This is a genomic window from Moorena sp. SIO3E8, assembly GCF_010692445.1.
GTDB classification, from domain to species: domain Bacteria; phylum Cyanobacteriota; class Cyanobacteriia; order Cyanobacteriales; family Coleofasciculaceae; genus Moorena; species Moorena bouillonii.
This window is the reverse complement of record NZ_JAAHHM010000009.1, coordinates 64,951-83,274: the sequence shown is the minus strand read 5'-3', so window position 1 is coordinate 83,274 and position 18,324 is coordinate 64,951. Positions and strand designations below refer to the sequence as shown.

At 44.4% G+C, this 18,324-nt stretch carries 16 protein-coding genes; 9 read left to right on the top strand and 7 right to left on the bottom strand.

The genetic code is table 11. From position 1 onward, the window contains the following. Positions 1-10: 10 nt before the first annotated feature. Positions 11-1,906 (bottom strand): serine/threonine-protein kinase, encoded by a 1,896-nt coding sequence (locus F6K46_RS06255; RefSeq protein ID WP_293054373.1) that lies wholly within the window; start codon positions 1,904-1,906, stop codon positions 11-13. A gap of 381 nt (positions 1,907-2,287) precedes the next feature. On the opposite strand from F6K46_RS06255, the gene F6K46_RS06250 reads away from it, so the two are divergent. Both F6K46_RS06250 and F6K46_RS06245 read left to right on the top strand, forming a co-directional pair. Then, positions 2,288-3,499 (top strand): transposase, encoded by a 1,212-nt coding sequence (locus F6K46_RS06250; RefSeq protein ID WP_293054376.1) that lies wholly within the window; start codon positions 2,288-2,290, stop codon positions 3,497-3,499. 632 nt (positions 3,500-4,131) lie between these two features. Beyond that, positions 4,132-5,124, top strand: coding sequence for a ribose-phosphate pyrophosphokinase (locus F6K46_RS06245; RefSeq protein ID WP_293054379.1), 993 nt, complete (start codon positions 4,132-4,134; stop codon positions 5,122-5,124). Positions 5,125-5,264: 140 nt separating this feature from the next. Here F6K46_RS06245 and F6K46_RS06240 read toward each other — a convergent pair whose 3' ends face one another. Together F6K46_RS06240 and F6K46_RS06235 are read right to left on the bottom strand one after the other, a co-directional pair. Further along, positions 5,265-6,683 (bottom strand): DUF4335 domain-containing protein, encoded by a 1,419-nt coding sequence (locus F6K46_RS06240; protein ID WP_293054382.1) that lies wholly within the window; start codon positions 6,681-6,683, stop codon positions 5,265-5,267. A 167-nt stretch (positions 6,684-6,850) separates the two neighbouring features. Next, positions 6,851-7,456 (bottom strand): DUF3038 domain-containing protein, encoded by a 606-nt coding sequence (locus tag F6K46_RS06235; protein WP_293054385.1) that lies wholly within the window; start codon positions 7,454-7,456, stop codon positions 6,851-6,853. Between the two features lie 175 nt (positions 7,457-7,631). Here F6K46_RS06235 and F6K46_RS06230 point away from each other — a divergent pair, with 175 nt between their 5' ends. The 4 genes from F6K46_RS06230 (at position 7,632) to fusA (ending at position 12,290) form a co-directional block, all read left to right on the top strand. Beyond that, on the top strand, positions 7,632-8,150 hold the full coding sequence (locus F6K46_RS06230; protein ID WP_293036320.1) for an adenine phosphoribosyltransferase: 519 nt from the start codon (positions 7,632-7,634) through the stop codon (positions 8,148-8,150). A gap of 152 nt (positions 8,151-8,302) precedes the next feature. Further along, positions 8,303-9,367 carry an ABC transporter permease gene (locus F6K46_RS06225; protein WP_293054388.1) on the top strand — a complete coding sequence of 355 codons (1,065 nt, stop codon included), beginning with the start codon at positions 8,303-8,305 and terminating at the stop codon, positions 9,365-9,367. A gap of 223 nt (positions 9,368-9,590) precedes the next feature. After that, entirely contained in the window at positions 9,591-9,884 is a 294-nt protein-coding gene (locus F6K46_RS06220) for a hypothetical protein (protein WP_293054391.1), read from the top strand. A gap of 318 nt (positions 9,885-10,202) precedes the next feature. Next, the gene (fusA, locus tag F6K46_RS06215) at positions 10,203-12,290 is read left to right on the top strand and encodes an elongation factor G (protein ID WP_293017829.1); all 2,088 of its coding nucleotides are present in this window, start codon (positions 10,203-10,205) and stop codon (positions 12,288-12,290) included. A gap of 65 nt (positions 12,291-12,355) precedes the next feature. Here the strand turns inward: fusA and F6K46_RS06210 are convergent, their stop codons facing one another. The 3 genes from F6K46_RS06210 to F6K46_RS06200 all read right to left on the bottom strand — a co-directional run bounded on the left by F6K46_RS06210 (position 12,356) and on the right by F6K46_RS06200 (position 15,382). Then, a complete protein-coding gene (locus F6K46_RS06210; RefSeq protein ID WP_293054394.1) occupies positions 12,356-14,092 on the bottom strand; it encodes a glycoside hydrolase family 9 protein in 1,737 nt (578 codons plus the stop codon). A 30-nt stretch (positions 14,093-14,122) separates the two neighbouring features. After that, the gene (gene panB, locus F6K46_RS06205) at positions 14,123-14,905 is read right to left on the bottom strand and encodes a 3-methyl-2-oxobutanoate hydroxymethyltransferase (RefSeq protein ID WP_293054397.1); all 783 of its coding nucleotides are present in this window, start codon (positions 14,903-14,905) and stop codon (positions 14,123-14,125) included. A 243-nt stretch (positions 14,906-15,148) separates the two neighbouring features. Continuing rightward, positions 15,149-15,382 (bottom strand): hypothetical protein, encoded by a 234-nt coding sequence (locus F6K46_RS06200; RefSeq protein ID WP_293054508.1) that lies wholly within the window; start codon positions 15,380-15,382, stop codon positions 15,149-15,151. On the opposite strand from F6K46_RS06200, the gene F6K46_RS06195 reads away from it, so the two are divergent. From F6K46_RS06195 to hpsU, 3 genes are all read left to right on the top strand, one after another. Next, positions 15,315-16,268 carry a glycosyltransferase family 2 protein gene (locus F6K46_RS06195; protein WP_293054400.1) on the top strand — a complete coding sequence of 318 codons (954 nt, stop codon included), beginning with the start codon at positions 15,315-15,317 and terminating at the stop codon, positions 16,266-16,268. The two genes, F6K46_RS06200 and F6K46_RS06195, sit on opposite strands and share 68 nt — an antisense overlap. A gap of 268 nt (positions 16,269-16,536) precedes the next feature. After that, positions 16,537-17,490: a glycosyltransferase family 2 protein gene (locus F6K46_RS06190; RefSeq protein ID WP_293066839.1), complete on the top strand. Its 954-nt coding sequence runs from the start codon at positions 16,537-16,539 to the stop codon at positions 17,488-17,490. Between the two features lie 9 nt (positions 17,491-17,499). Next, on the top strand, positions 17,500-18,108 hold the full coding sequence (gene hpsU, locus F6K46_RS06185; protein ID WP_293066842.1) for a hormogonium polysaccharide biosynthesis acetyltransferase HpsU: 609 nt from the start codon (positions 17,500-17,502) through the stop codon (positions 18,106-18,108). Here the strand turns inward: hpsU and F6K46_RS06180 are convergent. After that, positions 18,017-18,286, bottom strand: coding sequence for a hypothetical protein (locus tag F6K46_RS06180; protein WP_293066845.1), 270 nt, complete (start codon positions 18,284-18,286; stop codon positions 18,017-18,019). The genes hpsU and F6K46_RS06180 overlap by 92 nt on opposite strands. Positions 18,287-18,324: the final 38 nt, after the last annotated feature.

The following is an 18,324-nucleotide window of genomic DNA, read 5'->3' as shown; positions in this document are numbered from 1 at the left end:
TGACTCACTTTCAGTCAGTAAGGCTAATATCTACAGCAAAGTTTCTTTCCTGTTTAGCGATTACATCTACTATATACTCACCAGCAATAGGCAGCTTACCTTGCCACCGTTGCACCCCTGAAGCCTTTGCCACTAACTTCCCATTGGGATAGCGGATAGTTAAAGCCACATCACTTTCAATAACCTCTAGCTTCAATTGCTGACCCTGTTTAGCCTTCACCAAGTAGCGCTGAATCTTCTGGGGGCTAGTGCGACCCAGTAGCCGCAAACGCTTGGTTCCCTGTAACAAATTGACCCGTTTTATCTTATACTCAGCAGTTGGTTTAGGTTCTGGTTTCGGCTTCGGTGCTTCTGTTAACTTTAATCCTAGCTGATAATCGCTATCCGGTAGACCCTTAACTGGACTCAGTTGAATCGTGTAGTTGCCGGTGAACAGAAATTTCCCTTGCCATTGCCGCACCCGCTGAGCTCGATTGTCCACTGGTTTTCCGTCCGGGCCAAGCACAGTCATCAAAACCCCTTCATCACTGAGATATGCCTTGAGGGTTTGGTCTTGTTTACCCTCGATAATGTAGTTAATAGTGTGATTAGCCTTTAAATTGCTGGATTTTGAAAGGGTTTTACCAGCAGAAAGCTCTAGACGCTGACTGTAGATTTGAGGCTTACTCAGGGTTGGACTAGCGCTAGGTCTAGGAGTAGGAGTCGGACTAGGACTAGGACTAGGACTCACTGACACCTTAGGACTAGGGGATTTCCCAGTGTCCTGCTGATTAACATTGCTCACCCATACCCAAGAGCCTATTCCTGCCAGCGCTGCTAGTCCTGTAGCTATCCCAAGCAACGGCCAAGGACTATTCCAGATAGAGTTACCCGTGGCTTGAGACATCACCGGTTCACTCGGTTCTCCACCTCTGGCCTCCCTGGGTGTCCCACCTTGAGCTGATGCCACCGTTGTGCCAGGTATTGGCTTGCGCTTTGGCAGTTGCGGAGTTAACCCAGAAGCTTGAAAGGCATACAAGACTTCCCTAGCGGATTGGTAGCGATCGCTTGGTTGATCACTAAGCATCCGATTTAATATCTCAGCTAACTCATCGCTAACCCTAGCCCAGGGACGCCAGTTCCAAGTCAGATTAGCATCATCGACAAGTTCTTCTGGTTCTTTCCCAGTCAGGAGCACTATCGCAGTCACTGCTAGGGAATAGAGGTCACTACTCGGATACACCTGACCGGTCTGAATTTGCTCCCTGGGAGCGTAACCGCTTTTGCCAATACTAGTTGTTGGTGTGGGAGTATCTGGCAATTGAAGACGAGTTGCCAGTTCCTGTACCACACCCAAATTAATCAAAACGGGTATACTGTCTGTTTCCCCCATGATGATGTTATCGGGTGTGATATCTCGGTGGATAATCCCTTGGCTGTGGATGTAGTCCAAAACTGGCAAGGATTGCTGCAATAGCTGACGCACTTCCGTTTCTGATAAAACTCCCAAGTTGGTCGGGCTAGCCATTGGCGGTGATTGCACTTCCCGATCCGGATTAGAAGATAGAGGTTCACTTTGATTAAGAAGGGCTTTGCGTTGTTCTAGGAGGTCACCATAGGTTTTTCCCTCTACGTAGTCTCGCACCAGAAACAGCCGTCCTTCCTCTTCAAAGGTAGCTCGGAACTGAGGAATTTGCGGGTGTTCAATTTTATACAGGATACCTGCTTCTTGTTGAAACAGTTGCCTTGACTTATCTAGATTATTAGTTTCTGTCTGAGGGGGAATAAATTCTTTCAGGACACAAGGTTCATTGAAACGCCCTTGATCCTCTACCAGGTAAGTCCGATTGAATTCTCCTTGGTCAAGGACACGGAGCAAATGGTAGCGATTTTGCAGAATAGTTCCAGAAGCAATCGGTGGTTCCATCGGTGGTAGATCACTTGTTACGGACAATGAGGCCGGAGCAATATTCTTGAAGTTTAGACTTTATTCTGTTGCTTTGGAACTCCATCGATGGATTCCAACCCTTCCGTTGAGCCACAGAGTTGAGCCAAAGATAAGTTGATCAGCATATATATCAGGGTTTAGCCAACACTAGACTCCAAACACCCTTATGGTGTACAATCCGCAACCAGACCTTACAAATATCGTTATTAGAAAGCCTAACACTGAAAACTCCGCCACAAAGCGAGCGGAGATGAAAGTGTAAGCGCGACTTTAGTCGCCTTGAAGAAAATAAAAACAAATACTTGCTAATTTGTGCTAGGCATGTTAGCATAATAATATAACAGAAGAGGTCGAGTTCTGATGATTATACTTGAGTTCAAGGCATACGGAAACAAAACACAGTATCAAGCCATAGACAAAGCTATTCGGACTGTTCAGTTTATACGGAATAGCTGTCTTCGTTTGTGGATGGATAATAAAGGGTTAAGCAAATACGACTTAAATAAATATTGCAAAACCTTGGCCAAGAATTTCCCTTTTGCCAACGAATTGAACTCAACAGCTCGACAAGCTGCGGCTGAAAGGGCATGGTCATCAATCGCTCGTTTCTTTGAAAATTGTAAAAAGAAAGTACCTGGAAAGAAAGGTTTTCCTAAATTCCAGAAGCATTGTAGATCGGTCGAGTATAAACAGTCAGGATGGAAGTTGTCTCCTGAGAAAAAATCGATCAATTTTAGCGACAAGAAAGGAATCGGAAAACTGAAACTCAAGGGTACATGGGACTTGTGGCGCTTTGATAAGAAGTTAATCAAACGAATTCGCATAGTCAAGAGGGCTGATGGTTACTACGTTCAGTTTTGCATCTCTGTCGATGTAAAAGAGCAATTAAATCCTGCTGATGCGACTGTGGGACTGGATGTAGGATTGAAAGAGTTTTACACTGATTCCAGGGGCAAAACCGAACCTAACCCTCGTTTTTACAGGGCTGGGGAAAAGAAGCTAAAATTATATCAACGTCAAGTTTCTCGAAAGAAGAAAGGCTCATCCAATCGTAAAAAAGCGATTAATAGACTAGGCAGACAGCATCTTAAAATAAGTAGGCAACGTCAAGAACACGCCAAGAGACTGGCTCGTTGCGTAATCCGGTCTAACGACCTGGTCGCCTATGAAGATTTAAGAGTCAATAATCTAGTAAAAAATCACTGTCTTGCTAAATCTATTAATGACGCAGGTTGGTATCAATTTAGGAGATGGTTGGAGCATTTTGGTAAAAAATTTTGCAGGATAACTGTCGCAGTAAATCCTGCTTATACAAGCCAAAATTGTTCTGAATGCGGCGAGGTCGTGAAGAAGTCACTGTCAACCAGGACTCACATCTGTAAGTGTGGCTGTGAATTAGACAGGGATCACAATGCCGCAGTCAACATCCTTAACAGAGCCTTAGGTACGGTGGGGCACATCGGAACCTTGGTCACAGACCAGAACGCTTGTGGAGAATTGGCCTCTACTCTTCCTGACTCCGGTTTGGTTGAGCAAGCTGACTCGTTGAAGCAAGAATCCCCGCGTCTTTAGACCGGGGAGTGTCAAGTTGCTTTGGAACTCCATCGATGGATTCCAACCGTTCCGTTGAGCCACAGAGTTGAGCCACAGATAAGTTGATCACTATATACATCAAGGTTTACCCAAAACTAGACTCTAAACACCCTTATGGTGTAGGATACCGAATTAGACCTTACAAGTATAGTTATTGCGTAATTGCTGTAGGGAATAGTAAATAGGGAATAGGGAATAGTAAATAAATAGGGAATAGGTAAAAAATTCTCTGTACCTAATGAATAGGAGAACCGCTATATATGTTGTTCGGGTTTATTAGAACATCACTACATGTTCATTGCTATCTTATTTTGGGGTAGAACTATCTTAAATAACTACCTTACTTGAGTAGATATACAGTTGTTCTAATTAAGTACAATAGTTAATTTTCGTATTTTAGTAAGAAACTTAAAAAAAACTGCTTGAGTTCTCAGGTTCGTATGATAGCAAGACACTATATATAGTGTCTTTAGTCAACACCTCTGTCAGGTCAACGCTATAAAAATTAATAAAATATTAATTAAATTTAAATAAATAATTATAAAAATTATTATAAAAAGGATATTCTTAGAATGTTAAGATCGCGTTGAAATAAGCTTCGAGGGTTTGCTGTGAGCAGTTCAGTTACTTTAGAGCTTCAACCTATTCTGCCCCAGATTGCCGCTAACAATCGTTTAAGACTATTTTCTGGTTCGGCAAATGTTTCCCTTTCTCAGGAAGTAGCACGTTATCTAGGCCTCGACTTGGGACCGATGCTACGGAAACGATTTGCTGATGGGGAGCTCTATGTCCAAATTCAAGAATCGATCAGAGGGTGTGATGTTTACCTCATTCAACCGACTTGCTATCCGGTCAATGATTACCTGATGGAGTTACTGATTATGATCGATGCTTGCCGTCGAGCCTCAGCGCGGCAAGTTACTGCTGTAATTCCTTACTATGGTTATGCGCGAGCAGACCGTAAAACGGCGGGACGTGAGTCCATTACAGCCAAGCTGGTGGCTAACCTGATTACTGGAGCTGGTGCTAATCGCATTTTGGCAATGGATTTGCACTCCGCTCAAATTCAAGGTTATTTCGATATCCCCTGTGACCATGTCTACGGTTCACCAGTATTGCTACAATATCTTGCTTCTAAGCACCTAACTGATCTAGTAGTAGTTTCGCCCGACGTTGGTGGTGTGGCTAGAGCCAGAGCCTTTGCCAAAAAGCTATATGATGCCCCCCTTGCCATTATTGACAAGCGCAGGCAAGCTCACAATATCGCTGAAGTGATGAATGTGATTGGGGATGTCAAGGGCAAAACTGCGGTGCTAGTCGATGATATGATTGACACTGCTGGCACGATTTGTGAAGCTGGCAAAGTACTGCGTCAAGAGGGGGCTCGCCAAGTCTATGCTTGTGCAACCCATGCCGTGTTTTCGCCACCAGCTGTAGAGCGCCTCTCTAGTGGGGTGTTTGAAGAAGTAATTGTTACCAATAGTATTCCACTACCGGACGCCAAACGGTTTCCACAGCTGACAGTGCTTTCAGTGGCTAACTTATTGGGTGAAACCATCTGGCGTATTCATGAAGACTCTTCTGTCAGCAGTATGTTTCGTTGAAAATCCCCCCTACTCCAGGGGGGATTTTTAATTTTAAAAAGTTGTATTGAGTGTTGAGTTTTGAATAGATACAAGCAATGGTTAAGGGTTAACCAAGAACGCAATTGGATATCAGCCAAGAATCAATTAGCCACAGGAAATTATTCCTTGCTCCTGTATGGACTAACATCTAACTCACCATTAGTTTTAAATACTACTCGAAAATGACCAAGGGGCTTCTGGGGTACTAACCCAGTCCCTTCGCCACCAATTCCAGCTGCTGCTGGCTTGATTAGGCGTTCTAGAGGAGTTTCTTGGGAGTAATCCCAAGACTCTTTATCAATTGCTTCATAATCAGCAATGATACCCTCTTCAGTCACAGCTACTCGATACGTTAAATCTTTAGGATAGCTGGAGGTTTTATTCCAACTGTCACGAATTTGCTGAGACACCTTGCCTTTCAAATCGTTAATGACAGCGCTGTCAGTAATTTCTGGACCTAGGGTAATCTTACCCATATAACCATTCCAAGGACTGATTTCGAGAATCCCTTCGTCTTCCCCTTGTTTAAATAACACCTGAAACTGAGCAATAGGTTCTTGGGTAGCAATATTGCCTGTAGTTTTGGTGTACAGCAATTCAGGTAGGGGGGTTTGCTCTGCCCCATCCAAGGGTGTGCCCTTAACGGGTTTGTAGCCTAAAATCGCGCCATCTCTGCCAACACTAACCTGATATTTTAAATTCCCAGCAAACTGTTCCCGGTTCCCCCAAGTTCGAAAAATTCGCTTTTGCAGGCTTCTTTGTATATACCGCAACTCTGTGGGATCAGTAATTTCTGGTGCAGTTGTGAGCACTTTTTCTAGCTCCTCGATGGAGAGTGGTGTTCCCTTTGGTGTTGGTGTTGGTGTTACCTGAGGGTCACTCTCCCCAGTTGGGGTAGTAGTTTCATTGGCATTTTCCTCTGTTCGGGCAGGTTCGGGTTCCCGTACTTCTGGAATCGGTACAAAGAAAAATGCGATCGCAGCTAGAGCCAAACTTGCCATGCCCAGTGCAGCGGGGGCAGTACGCTCGGTTACGGGTTTTTCAGCTTGGCGATAGTGCTTAGAAACGGGCTGCAACGAAACACTAATATCTGGTAAGGTTCGTCCATCAGCCAAAAACTGGTCAATCGCCTCAACCAAGTCAAACAACTGCACTGTGTTCAAATCTACATGGAGAGGTTTAGCTGAGTTGGTCATTGCTCCTGACCCAGAAGTATCTAGCAGTGTCAGTCGATGCAAATTCTTGTCCTCGACTTTCTGCAGATGCACCTTAGCTGGTTTCTCACTATGGGGTTGGGGGTGAGGCACTTTAGACAAAAATTGCTGAGCATAGCTGCTTACACTATGTACCAAGTCCTCAAAAAAATCCCGCCCACCACTGAGGGGTTGGTTCATAGCCCCTAAATGGCATTCCGCATTAGTTAGAGTTGTCAGCAATGGTCGGGGATCTGGCTGTAACCCACCCCCTGTGGTACTATTACTCCAACCCTCCAGGATAAGGGTACAGTTGGGAAGACTGTACTGGCGTCGAATTGTCATCGGCTGTTCCTGCTGAAAAATCCCCTTCAACCTCTTAGACTAGCATTGAGGGAATGGGTAATGGATAATGGGTAATGAATAATGGGTAATTGATAATGGCTAATTGATAAGTCACCTGACTATTACTTGATACTTGATGGCATGGCGATAATCAGCAACGGCAACATTCAAGGCAATTCCCCATCAAACAAACTAGTCCATAATCTTTGTCTTCCAGAAGTGCCTGTACAGAACAGAAGCTCACTCAATAGAGAAATTGCCAGTTGATTCAACTTTTCTTCAGAGTTATAGGCAGCAACTTTAGAGCGACGGGGGTTCATCCGGCTGCGAAAATGAGCCTGGAACCTTTCCAAATACTTATATAGGCGAAAATGTTGTTCTAGAGGCACCTGCTTTTCCAGCAGTTGTTGATAAGCGGTCAACAACTGCCTAATCAGAACGGTCATTCGGCGTGCCATATGACTAGCAATCACCACTAGAGCCTTAGCTTCTTCTGGAGTTAAAGGACGTCGTGTGTAAGAGCGCCGCCAGGGATTGGTAGAGCGCATACGCCACAGGACAACACGATTTTTAATAATGTCCTGAAGTTCCAGCTCTCTAGCCGCCAATAGCATCGCCTCAGAACCTCCCAGTTCCAGAGCTTCAATGGCTAGTAAAATTAGGTCAATATGCAACCGAGTTCGTGGTGGACAGCCCTGAGCTGGAATCCTGAAATCAGGTAGGCTATCTAAAATTATTGGCTTTGACTGGGAAGCAGGACTATTGGTCAGCATTACGGTCCGTCGAAAGATTCACTCTAATAGCGCTTATCCTACAGCGAAAACCTTTTGAATAGATTTGTTCCAAGGAATCACACAAGGTTCAGCTTTCTAGTGTACGCTTTTACAGAAAGGGAATGGCAAGCTATAGTTTGATTCAAACCCGATTGATAACTAACTTCACCTACCGATGGATTTAAAATCTCTGATTCGCGATATCCCTGACTTTCCCAAACCAGGGATTGTATTTCGGGATATCACTACCCTCCTGAGAAATCCAGAAGGACTGCGCTACACTATCGATACCTTAGCTCAAAAATTTCAGGAAGCAGGAGTAAGGGCTGATTATGTCGTGGGTATGGAGTCTCGTGGTTTTATATTTGGACCACCTATAGCTTACCAACTCGGGGCTGGGTTTGTCCCAGTGCGCAAACCGGGTAAGCTACCAGCACCGGTATACTCGGCTGAGTATGACCTAGAATACGGCACAGACAAGTTGGAAGTCCATCAAGATGCTTTCACACCTAACTCCCAGGTTGTGATTATTGATGATTTAATTGCTACTGGAGGAACAGCAGCAGCTACAGTCAACCTGGTAGAACAAGCAGGCGGTCAAGTGGTAGGTCTTGGCTTTATCATCGAATTACGGGATTTAGGTGGACGTCAGCAACTGCCTGATGTACCCCTGATCACCCTGGTTGACTATTAGTTAACCATTATACTTAACCATTACTTATTAGTCATTGCTCAAAAGATAAGTTTATAAGAATTAAGAATTAAGAATTAAGAATTAAGAATTAAGAATTAAGAATTAAAGGACTTTAAAGCAATGACGAATGACTAACAACTAACGACTATTATATGACTTCTTCTACTAGAGATTCTAGCATTATCAATCGGTTTGATGGGGCTTGGCATAGACTAAAACTTCTGGTCACGAGTGAGACCTTTCTGTACGTGGTCAAGCGGCTGTTGCAGGGTCTTTTGACCTTGCTGTTGGCATCTGCTCTAAGTTTTGCCATTATTCAGCTTGCACCGGGAGATTTTCTGGATACCCTCAGGCAAAATCCCAAAATTTCCCCGGAACGAATCGAGGAACTCAAGGAGCAATTTGGTTTAGATCAGCCAGCAATTGTTCAGTATGGGCGTTGGCTACTACGAGTTGTGACCAAATTTGACTTTGGTACCAGTTTCGCTTACTTCCGTCCTGTGTCATCTCTGTTATTGGAGCGGATACCAGCCACCTTACTCTTAGCAATAGCCTCAATCTTTATTACTTGGGCGATCGCAATTCCTCTCGGTATCCTGGCTGCTGTCAATCAGAATCGCACCACTGACCGATTTCTACAAGTCATTAGCTACACAGGTCAGGGTTTCCCCAGCCTAATCACTGCTCTGTTGCTGCTCATCCTTGCCCAGAATCTTTCCCCCTTATTTCCTGTCGGTAGTATGACCAGTATCAATCATGATGATTTATCCGCCATTGGTAAGGTTTTGGATATTGGCTGGCATATGATTTTGCCAACTATTGCTCTATCCATTACTAGTTTTGCAGGTCTACAGCGAATTACTAGGGGTGAATTACTTGATGTGCTACGGCAAGACTACATTCAGACAGCCCGTGCTAAGGGACTCCCAGAAAATCGAGTTATCTATGTCCATGCCTTGCGCAATGCTATCAATCCTCTGATTACCATCCTTGGCTTTGAGTTTGCTTCTCTACTCAGTGGCTCATTTATTGCTGAAATTTTCTTCAACTGGCCAGGTTTAGGTCGTTTGATTTTACAGGCGGTAACTGCTCAAGACCTCTATCTGGTAATGGGAAGCTTGATGATGGGGGCTACAATGCTGATTTTGGGTAATTTGTTAGCAGACTTGCTGCTGAAAGTAGTTGATCCCCGCATTCGTCTGGAAGATTTGAAATAGAGAATGGCTAATAAAGTTTGAAGTTGAAAGGATTAAGGATGAACTCTTTGTTGCTTTGTCCGAAGTTACCTTTTTAGGTCAATTTTTGTTGACAACCCAAATAGAATAAAACCTTTGATAAAATTAGGAAAAAAAAACTGAAACGATTGTCCATCCTGCCTTCTGCCTTCTGCCTTCTGCCTTCTGCCTTGCTGTAAGGACGTGCCTCAGGACTATTTTCAAGATGTTTACCCAAATTCATTATCTGATTCTTTCTAGAAGGAACGGTCGTTATCTGGTTGCCCAACCCAAAGCTGGTAGCCCAGAGGCTGGCGCTGGATATCTGTTGATGTTTCGCGAACACTTTGATGCCCTGAGTTATCTCAATACCCACGCTGCTGATTTAGCTGACGAATTTTCTGTAGAGTCGGTTTCAGGGAGTCAGTTGAAGAATTTGCTTGAACGGTGGGGGTTTGTTGGTGTGGGTGTTGTTCAAGATCCATTGGTTCCGCAAATTGAGTTTTTTTCTTACGGATAAGGGCTATTAGGTGACACAAGCAGACTATTCAACTAGCCCAAAAAATAGCGATCGCATTTGCCCAAGCTCTCTGGCTTGACTGGGGATAATTCATAGCCCTAACCTCAAAGCAGCTGCTGAATCACCGATAGAGCAATATAACCGTCGTTCCGTGATTAATTTTTTTGAACAGGCAATGATTGGGAGGGCTGGTTATTCTCTGATTGATATTTCCTCTTGCTTGTTGATCACGACAACCATCACACCGCTGCTGGGCATATTGTTAATATGCATAGATTTTGTTTAAATTTTATTAAGGAGTAAATATAAGGAGTAACTATGAAAGACCTCACTGCTTATCGAAATATCGGTATCTTTGCTCACGTGGACGCAGGCAAGACAACTACAACAGAGAGGATACTAAAACTTACCGGGAAAATCCACAAAATTGGTGAGGTTCACGAAGGTGCAGCTACAACGGACTTTATGGAACAGGAACAAGAGCGCGGTATTACTATTCAGTCTGCCGCCACCAGTTGTTTCTGGAAAGACCACCAACTCAACATTATTGATACTCCAGGTCACGTAGACTTTACAATTGAGGTTTATCGTTCTCTGAAGGTTCTTGACGGTGGCGTTGGTGTTTTCTGTGGCTCAGGTGGTGTAGAACCCCAGTCAGAAACTAACTGGCGCTACGCCAATGATTCAAAAGTTGCTCGGATTATCTACGTAAACAAACTTGACCGTCTCGGGGCTGATTTCTACCGAGTGGTTAAGCAGGTAGAAGATGTCCTTGGTGCTAAGCCTCTGGTAATGGTACTGCCGATCGGAACTGAGAACGATTTTGTGGGTTTAGTGGATTTGCTAACCCGTAAGGCATGGGTATGGGATGAGTCTGGGGATCCCATGAACTATGAGATTCAAGATGTTCCCGCCGACATGGTTGATGATGTGGAAACCTACCGCGAGCAGTTAATTGAAATGGCTGTGGAGCAGGATGACGAGGTGATGGAACAGTATCTAGAAGGGGAAGAACCAGATATCGAAAGCCTTAAGCGTTGCATTCGCAAGGGAACTCGTGAGCTGGCTTTTTTCCCTACCTACTGCGGTTCATCCTTCAAGAATAAGGGAGTGCAGTTGGTACTTGATGCTGTAGTTGACTACCTGCCGAATCCCACTGAAGTCAAACCCCAGCCAGAAATCGATCTAGAAGGTAACGAAACCGGTACACTTGCCTATGTTGACCCAGAAAAACCTTTGCGTGCTTTGGCATTTAAGATCATGGATGACCGCTTTGGTGCTCTGACCTTTACCCGTATCTACTCAGGAACCTTATCCAAGGGTGACACAGTACTTAATACCTTCACCGGTAAAACTGAGCGTATTGGTCGTTTGGTAGAAATGCATGCGGATTCCAGGGAAGAAATTAACTCTGCCCAGGCAGGTGATATTGTTGCCATCGTTGGGATGAAAAATGTCCAGACTGGGCATACCCTCTGTGACCCGAAAAATCCTGCTACTCTTGAGCCGATGGTCTTCCCAGACCCCGTGATTTCCATTGCGATCGCACCTAAGAAAAAAGGTTCGTCTGAGAAAATGGGCATTGCCCTAAGCAAGATGGTTCAGGAAGACCCATCTTTCCACGTTGAAACTGACCAGGAAAGTGGCGAAACGATCATTAAGGGCATGGGTGAGCTGCACCTAGACATTAAGGTTGATATCCTGAAACGGACTCATGGCGTTGAGGTGGAGGTAGGTAAGCCCCAGGTGGCATACCGTGAATCCATTACTAAGCGCATCGAAGACAGCTATACCCACAAGAAGCAGTCTGGTGGTTCTGGTCAATATGGTAAAATCGATTACGTTATTGAACCTGGTGAAACCGGTACTGGCTTCCAGTTTGAGTCCAAGGTCACTGGTGGTAATGTCCCCAGAGAATTTTGGCCTGCTGTGCAAAAGGGCTTTGAAAGCAGTATTCAAAAGGGTCTGTTGGCTGGATTCCCTTGTGTGGACTTCAAGGTTACCTTGACTGATGGTGCTTACCACCCCGTAGACTCATCGGCTATAGCCTTTGAAATTGCGGCCAGGGCTGCTTATCGGCAATCCTTTGGCAAGGCTTCACCTCAATTGTTAGAGCCAATTATGAAAGTGGATGTATTCACACCAGAAGATTACATGGGGGATGTAATTGGTGACCTCAATCGCCGCCGTGGGATGATTAAGTCTCAGGAGAAAACTCTTACTGGTGCTCGCATTAAGGCAGATGCGCCTTTGAGTGAGATGTTTGGGTATATTGGTGACCTGCGTACTATGACATCTGGTCGTGGTCAGTTCTCGATGGAGTTCTCCCACTACGCCCCTTGCCCAAATAATGTGGCAGAAGAGGTAATTAAAGAAGTGAAGGAACGCGAGGAAGCCGCTAAATAATCTTTTGATTTAACCAGAGTTCCTGGCTGGTTTTGGACTGGCCAGGAACATCATGTTATCAATGATTAAGTCTGTGCCATCACCATGCCCATCAAGGCAATCACCGAAGCATTGTAATCAATAGCATATTCATTAGTAGCCCAAGACCGCTCATCATCCACATAACTCAACATTCCCAACCCTTTAGGCGCAATCCCATCCTGGGCATCAGTATTAGGACCCCCTACCATCAGACCAGGGATGACAATTTTTTTAGCTCGGGAAATCCGGTGATGAACATTACGCACCGAGTTGCTACCAACACCGGTAATAAAGCAAAGATTAAAATGATTGCGCCCCAGCAAATAATCTAACTGCTCAACAGCTGCCTTATAGTAGCCTCGATTCCCAGTGATGCGGTAGGCATAGAGTAGAGTAATTCCTTCTTCAGCTACCTTGTGATTAGATGCCCAATGGAATTTATCAATAGCTAAACGGTAGCCACTACGGTTAATCTTTTCCATCAGACTATCCGCCCTTCTCATCAGCCTAGCTGTGATTTCTAATTTCAGTTTGTCTGACCCCTTCCTTTGTTTCTGCACCAAATAGTTAACCATTGCTAGAGGAGAGGGATCTTTCCAACCAAACTCACCATAGTCGAAGGCGGTGATAGTTTTAGCTAAGTATTTCTCGTAGCTAGTCTTCCCTGTAGTAATATACAGTTCTACGGCTGCCCAGAAGCGGTCATCTTGATCGGTTTTTAAGGATTCTTGCTGATCCCACTCTCCAAAAAGATACTTACCTGAACCGGTGTCATCTCCTTCTTGCCAATCCACCTTCATAGATCGCTGTTTTCGGAGAAACCCCCAGGCTTTCTGTGCCGCTTGTAAGTAGGTTTGAGCCTGTTGCTTGTCAAAGGGAGTATAAACTCTAGCAGCCATTGCCATTACTGCTGCAAACTTGCCAGTTTCAGGTGTAGAGATACCAAAAGTGTACCGTGGCTGAGTATCTTGATTGGGTAGAATTTCCCCTGGCCAATTCTTTCCTGACAACTTGCGGTAGACAGCACCATCCTCCCGCTGCATCTTCAACAGCCAATCTAATCCTACTTTGACCTCATCGAGTAGATCAGGTCTACCATTGCCGCTTTCTGGTATAGTTAATTGGTTGTCCCTAAATAATTTAGGATATTGCTCGTACAAGCTTAACAACCGTCCGATGGTGACTGTCATTGGCGCAACATATTTAGCAAAATCCCCAGAATTATGCCAGCCACCTTGGGCAGATTTGAAGTCACCAGCTTTATGAAACTCATCGTTGTGGGCAATAATCCCATCTTTGAGATGGCAGGGGGGATGTTTTACTCCAGATACTGAATCATTTACAGCAACACCGCACCGTTGCAAATAGTATGACCGGAGTAGCTTTGTAAAGGTATCCTTATAGATTTGCTTACCAATGCCAAACGGATAAGACTGACTATAGCCGTATTTGAGGTAATAGCTACCTGATTTATCGAATTTAGTAAAATCAATAACTCTAATTTTATCATTACTGGCTTTATCGTTTACGGAGTTTCCCAGGTTGGTCACAAAAACCGTTTTGTGAGTGATTAAATCAACCAGTTCAACCTGCTTCTTTTCCGAATTGGGGGCATTGATTAAGAAAGCCAACTTAGGCCCAGTTGGGTAATAGCCTATTTGATTGATAACAATTTTTCCTCTAGCTGCTGGATTATAGGGTTGAGCATTAAGCTTGGAAAAAAATCCATAAGCGATCGCACTAATCCAGCCAATAATAAAAAATCTTCTATCTATTTTCATCGTGAAGCTTTTACTTCAATGATATCTTGATTATGGGTCTTTTGGAAATTTTCCAGAACGAACCTCAGTACTAAACTCCTGCACGGCTTGGGTAATTACCTGGCGCAAATTAACATAAGACTTAGCAAAGGGTGGCTGGCGCTCGGAAAGTCCTAGTAAATCCGCTGTAACTAACACCTGCCCATCACAGTGGGGTCCAGCTCCAATGCCAATGGTGGAAATAGTTAATTTTTGTGTAATTGACCTTGCCAAATCGGGGGGAATATGCTCTAAAACGATAGCAAAGGCACCAGCTTGCTCCAATGCGATCGCATCCTGCAAAATCCGCTCCCCAGTTTCCGGTGTTTTTCCTTGTTGCCGTAAACCTAGCAGATTAATAGACTGGGGTGTTAAACCTACATGACCCATCACCGGAATTCCCACAGCCGTAAGCCTCCCCACGGTTTCAGCCATGGCAGGATATCCTCCCTCCAACTTCACTGCCACTGCCCCAGTTTCCTTCAACACTCGACCGGCAGAGTGGATTGCCTGCTGAGGACTTTCCTGATAACTCAAAAACGGCAAATCACAAACCACTAATGCCCGTTTAACACCGCGACACACCGCTTTGGCATGGTGAATCATGTCATCAAGGGTCACTGGCAGCGTTGTGGAGTAACCCAGCGTAACCATTGCTAGAGAATCCCCGACCATGATTATGTCTACTCCCGCTTCATCCAACAGTTGAGCGATCGCATAATCCGCAGCAGTCAGCACCACAATCTGGCGCTCATGTTGTTTCCATTGATTCAACTGCTTGATAGTAACTGCCATAACCAATAAGAGTTTCGGTAAATTGGATTAATAATTCTCAAAGATGCTTATAAAAAGAGTAAACCGAAGTATGGGAATCTTTGCAAAGGTAAGTATTCAGCCGTCAGCCGTCAGCCGTCAGCCGTCAGCCTTCAACCTAATGCAGCGTGCGCCTAGGGCATAAGCTTAATGCTGATAGCTGATAGCTAATAGCTCATAACTGATAGCTGATAGCACCTCAAGTAGCATCTCAAGTAGCGCACGCTAGGGGCATAGCCATTGGCCGTAGGGCAGGCTACTTGAGGTGCGAGCTTTTGAATAAAATAAGCTGACCACTGACCACTGACCACTGACCGCTGACCAAAGAAGGTTGAACAATCCTGGTTGAGTAGGGAATACTAAGAATGAAGCTTCCTTGATCAGGTTCCCTATGTCAGAGCCTCTAATTTCTGCCATCATCTGCACCCACAATCGTGAAGAATATTTGGGTGCAGCCATTGATAGCTTGCTACAGCAGGATTTTGCCGATTATGAAGTAATTGTGGTCGATAATGCCTCAAGCGATCGCACCCGTAACATAGTTGACCAACGCTTGGACAACTCTCGACTAAACTATGTTTATGAACCCGTACTTGGTTTATCCGTAGCTCGTAACACCGGGGCTGCCACTGCCTCTGCTGCTATTTTAGCTTATCTGGATGATGATGCCGTTGCCAGTCCCCGTTGGCTTAAGACAATTTATGAAGCTTATCAAAGTAACGAAAAACTAGCAATTGCTGGTGGTAAAGTAACCCTATTGTGGCCAGATGGCATTACCTCTCCCTCCTGGTTATCACCAGACCTAGCCGGAAATTTGGGAGCTTATGACCTAGGTGATTCCCTAATGAAGATCCAAAATGCTGGTTTGACTCCCAGAGGTTTAAATTACTCGATCAGGCGGACTTTCCTCAATAAAATCGGTGGTTTTGATGTCAATTTAGGTCGTGTGGGTAAAAATCTGTTATCTAATGAAGAGTTACATATGACAGAATTAGCTCTCCAGGATGGTTGGCAGGTTGCTTATCTGCCTGATGCTCTAGTAGCTCACAATGTTGCCCCAGAACGAATCAATAAACGTTGGTTTTTGAATCGTGGTTGGTGGCAAGGTATTAGCGAGTGTTACCGTGAACAATTGGTTGGTCGTGCTGGTACTGCCCAATTTTTACGGGGAGGTGAACGAATGATGCGAGGAATCTACAAATCCTTGAAGCACTTCCGCAATCCAGCTCTGCGCTTTGATAATTTGGTTTATGCCTATGGTCAAATCGGTTATCTGAGTGCAGTAATTAAAGGAATGCTACAAAGGAGCAACTCCTCTGTATCCCACAACCAGTCCAGTAATTAATGAGACTGGATAAGAGGTAATCTTATATTATATAGCAATCCGTGTAGGAATTGAGAGAATGTTTGTTCCCTGTTCCCTACTCCCTGCTCCCTGCTCCCTGTTCCCTGTTCCCTGTTCCCTGTTCCCTTTGCTATAGCACAGATAATTTTGGTTGATTGTTGACTGTTAACTGTTGACTGATAAGCCTTAATTTTAGTTAAGGTTTGCTGTTAGTTATTCTAGGCCAATAGACTTTTCATAAAACTTCCACAATTGCAGGTGTTTAATTATGAAATCCCCTAACACTAAACTTCCGGTATCAGTTCTAATTCCAGCCAAAAATGAAGAGGCTAATTTACCAGCTTGTCTTGAGAGTGTTAATAGAGCGGATGAAGTCTTTGTTGTCGATTCCCAAAGTAGCGATCGCTCCATTGAAATTGTGGAAGAATACGGTGCAAACATAGTTCAATTCTATTTTGATGGGTTTTGGCCCAAAAAGAAAAATTGGAGCTTAGAAAATCTTGAATTCCGCAATCAATGGGTATTAATTGTTGATTGTGACGAGCGCATTACTCCAGAACTTTGGGATGAAATTGCTGTGGCAATCGAAAATCCTGATTATAACGGCTACTATATCAATCGTAGAGTATTCTTCCTCGGGAAATGGATTCGCTTTGGTGGCAAATATCCAGACTGGAATCTACGGTTGTTTAAGCACGAAAAAGGTCGCTACGAAAACCTAAAAACGGAAGGAATTCCCAATACTGGAGACAACGAAGTCCATGAACACGTTGTCCTAGAAGGCAAAGCTGGCTATCTTGAAAATGATATGCTGCACATTGACTTTAAGGACATTTACCATTGGCTAGAACGGCACAATCGCTACTCCAATTGGGAAGCTCGTGTCTATCTGAATCTACTAACAGGTAAAGATGACTCTGGCACCATCGGGGGAAATCTATTTGGAGACGCAGTGCAGCGTAAGCGGTTTCTGAAAAAAATCTGGGTTCGACTACCGTTTAAACCATTACTGCGATTTATTTTGTTTTACTTTATCCAGCTGGGCTTTTTAGATGGAAAAGCTGGGTACATTTATGGACGCCTGTTGAGTCAGTATGAGTATCAAATTGGGGTCAAACTCTATGAGTTACAAAAGTTTAGCGGTAAGCTGAATGTAGAAAAAACTGAACCAGCACAGACACCAGTAACGCCAAAGCCATCAGTTGTCTCTCCAAATACCTGAGTCTAGATTATGACTAATGACTTAAGTAAACTACCAGCTTTAGATTTAGCACCCTTAGTTGATTTACGGCAGTACGACCAATCTTGGTTTGACCGAGGACGTCCGGGCTGGTTAATCTTACTCTGGTGGTTGGTGCAAGCGATCGCATTTCCCTTAAGTCCTCATAACTTCAATGGCTTCCGCCGATGGCTGCTACAACTATTTGGAGCCAAGATTGGTACTAATGTCATCATTCGACCCACGGCTCGTTTTACTTACCCGTGGAAAGTAGAAGTTGGTGACTACAGTTGGATTGGGGATGATGTGGTTTTCTACAGCTTGGATAGGATTCGCATTGGTAGTCATTGCGTTATTTCTCAAAAATGTTACCTCTGTACTGGTAGCCACGATATGAAAGACCCAGCCTTTGGTTTAATCACATCTGAGATTAGTGTTGGTAACGGAGTTTGGATTGCCGCCGATTGCTTCATTGCGCCCGGTGTTCAAATTGGAGCCAATGCCGTTATTGGTGCTCGTAGCACTGTGTTTAGTAATATCCCAGAGCAGCAAGTATGCTGGGGAATTCCAGCACGTCCCCGCTATCGACGGGAAATCGAGGAGATAGGGAATAGGGAGTAGGGAGTAGGGAGTAGGGAGTAGGGAGTAGGGAGTAGGGAGTAGGGAGTAGGGAGTAGGGAGTAGGGTTAAAAGTGTGGGAAGTGTGGGAAGTGTGGGGAGGGTGGGGAGATGGGGAGATCTTACAAGGGTAAGTAAAGCAGATCCGGAAAAATTGCTGGATAAGTTTCCGGATTTTCATTTTGCCAAAAGAAAAAGATAGTGGACCACTTTAAGTCA

Coding starts and splice junctions, on each gene's coding strand:
- F6K46_RS06255 (WP_293054373.1), bottom strand. CDS start 1,906: ATGGAACCACCGATTGCTTCTGGAACTATTCTGCAAAATCGCTACCAT.
- F6K46_RS06250 (WP_293054376.1), top strand. CDS start 2,288: ATGATTATACTTGAGTTCAAGGCATACGGAAACAAAACACAGTATCAA.
- F6K46_RS06240 (WP_293054382.1), bottom strand. CDS start 6,683: ATGACAATTCGACGCCAGTACAGTCTTCCCAACTGTACCCTTATCCTG.
- F6K46_RS06235 (WP_293054385.1), bottom strand. CDS start 7,456: ATGCTGACCAATAGTCCTGCTTCCCAGTCAAAGCCAATAATTTTAGAT.
- F6K46_RS06230 (WP_293036320.1), top strand. CDS start 7,632: ATGGATTTAAAATCTCTGATTCGCGATATCCCTGACTTTCCCAAACCA.
- F6K46_RS06225 (WP_293054388.1), top strand. CDS start 8,303: ATGACTTCTTCTACTAGAGATTCTAGCATTATCAATCGGTTTGATGGG.
- F6K46_RS06220 (WP_293054391.1), top strand. CDS start 9,591: ATGTTTACCCAAATTCATTATCTGATTCTTTCTAGAAGGAACGGTCGT.
- fusA (WP_293017829.1), top strand. CDS start 10,203: ATGAAAGACCTCACTGCTTATCGAAATATCGGTATCTTTGCTCACGTG.
- F6K46_RS06210 (WP_293054394.1), bottom strand. CDS start 14,092: ATGAAAATAGATAGAAGATTTTTTATTATTGGCTGGATTAGTGCGATC.
- panB (WP_293054397.1), bottom strand. CDS start 14,905: ATGGCAGTTACTATCAAGCAGTTGAATCAATGGAAACAACATGAGCGC.
- F6K46_RS06195 (WP_293054400.1), top strand. CDS start 15,315: ATGTCAGAGCCTCTAATTTCTGCCATCATCTGCACCCACAATCGTGAA.
- F6K46_RS06200 (WP_293054508.1), bottom strand. CDS start 15,382: ATGGCTGCACCCAAATATTCTTCACGATTGTGGGTGCAGATGATGGCA.
- F6K46_RS06190 (WP_293066839.1), top strand. CDS start 16,537: ATGAAATCCCCTAACACTAAACTTCCGGTATCAGTTCTAATTCCAGCC.
- hpsU (WP_293066842.1), top strand. CDS start 17,500: ATGACTAATGACTTAAGTAAACTACCAGCTTTAGATTTAGCACCCTTA.
- F6K46_RS06180 (WP_293066845.1), bottom strand. CDS start 18,286: ATGAAAATCCGGAAACTTATCCAGCAATTTTTCCGGATCTGCTTTACT.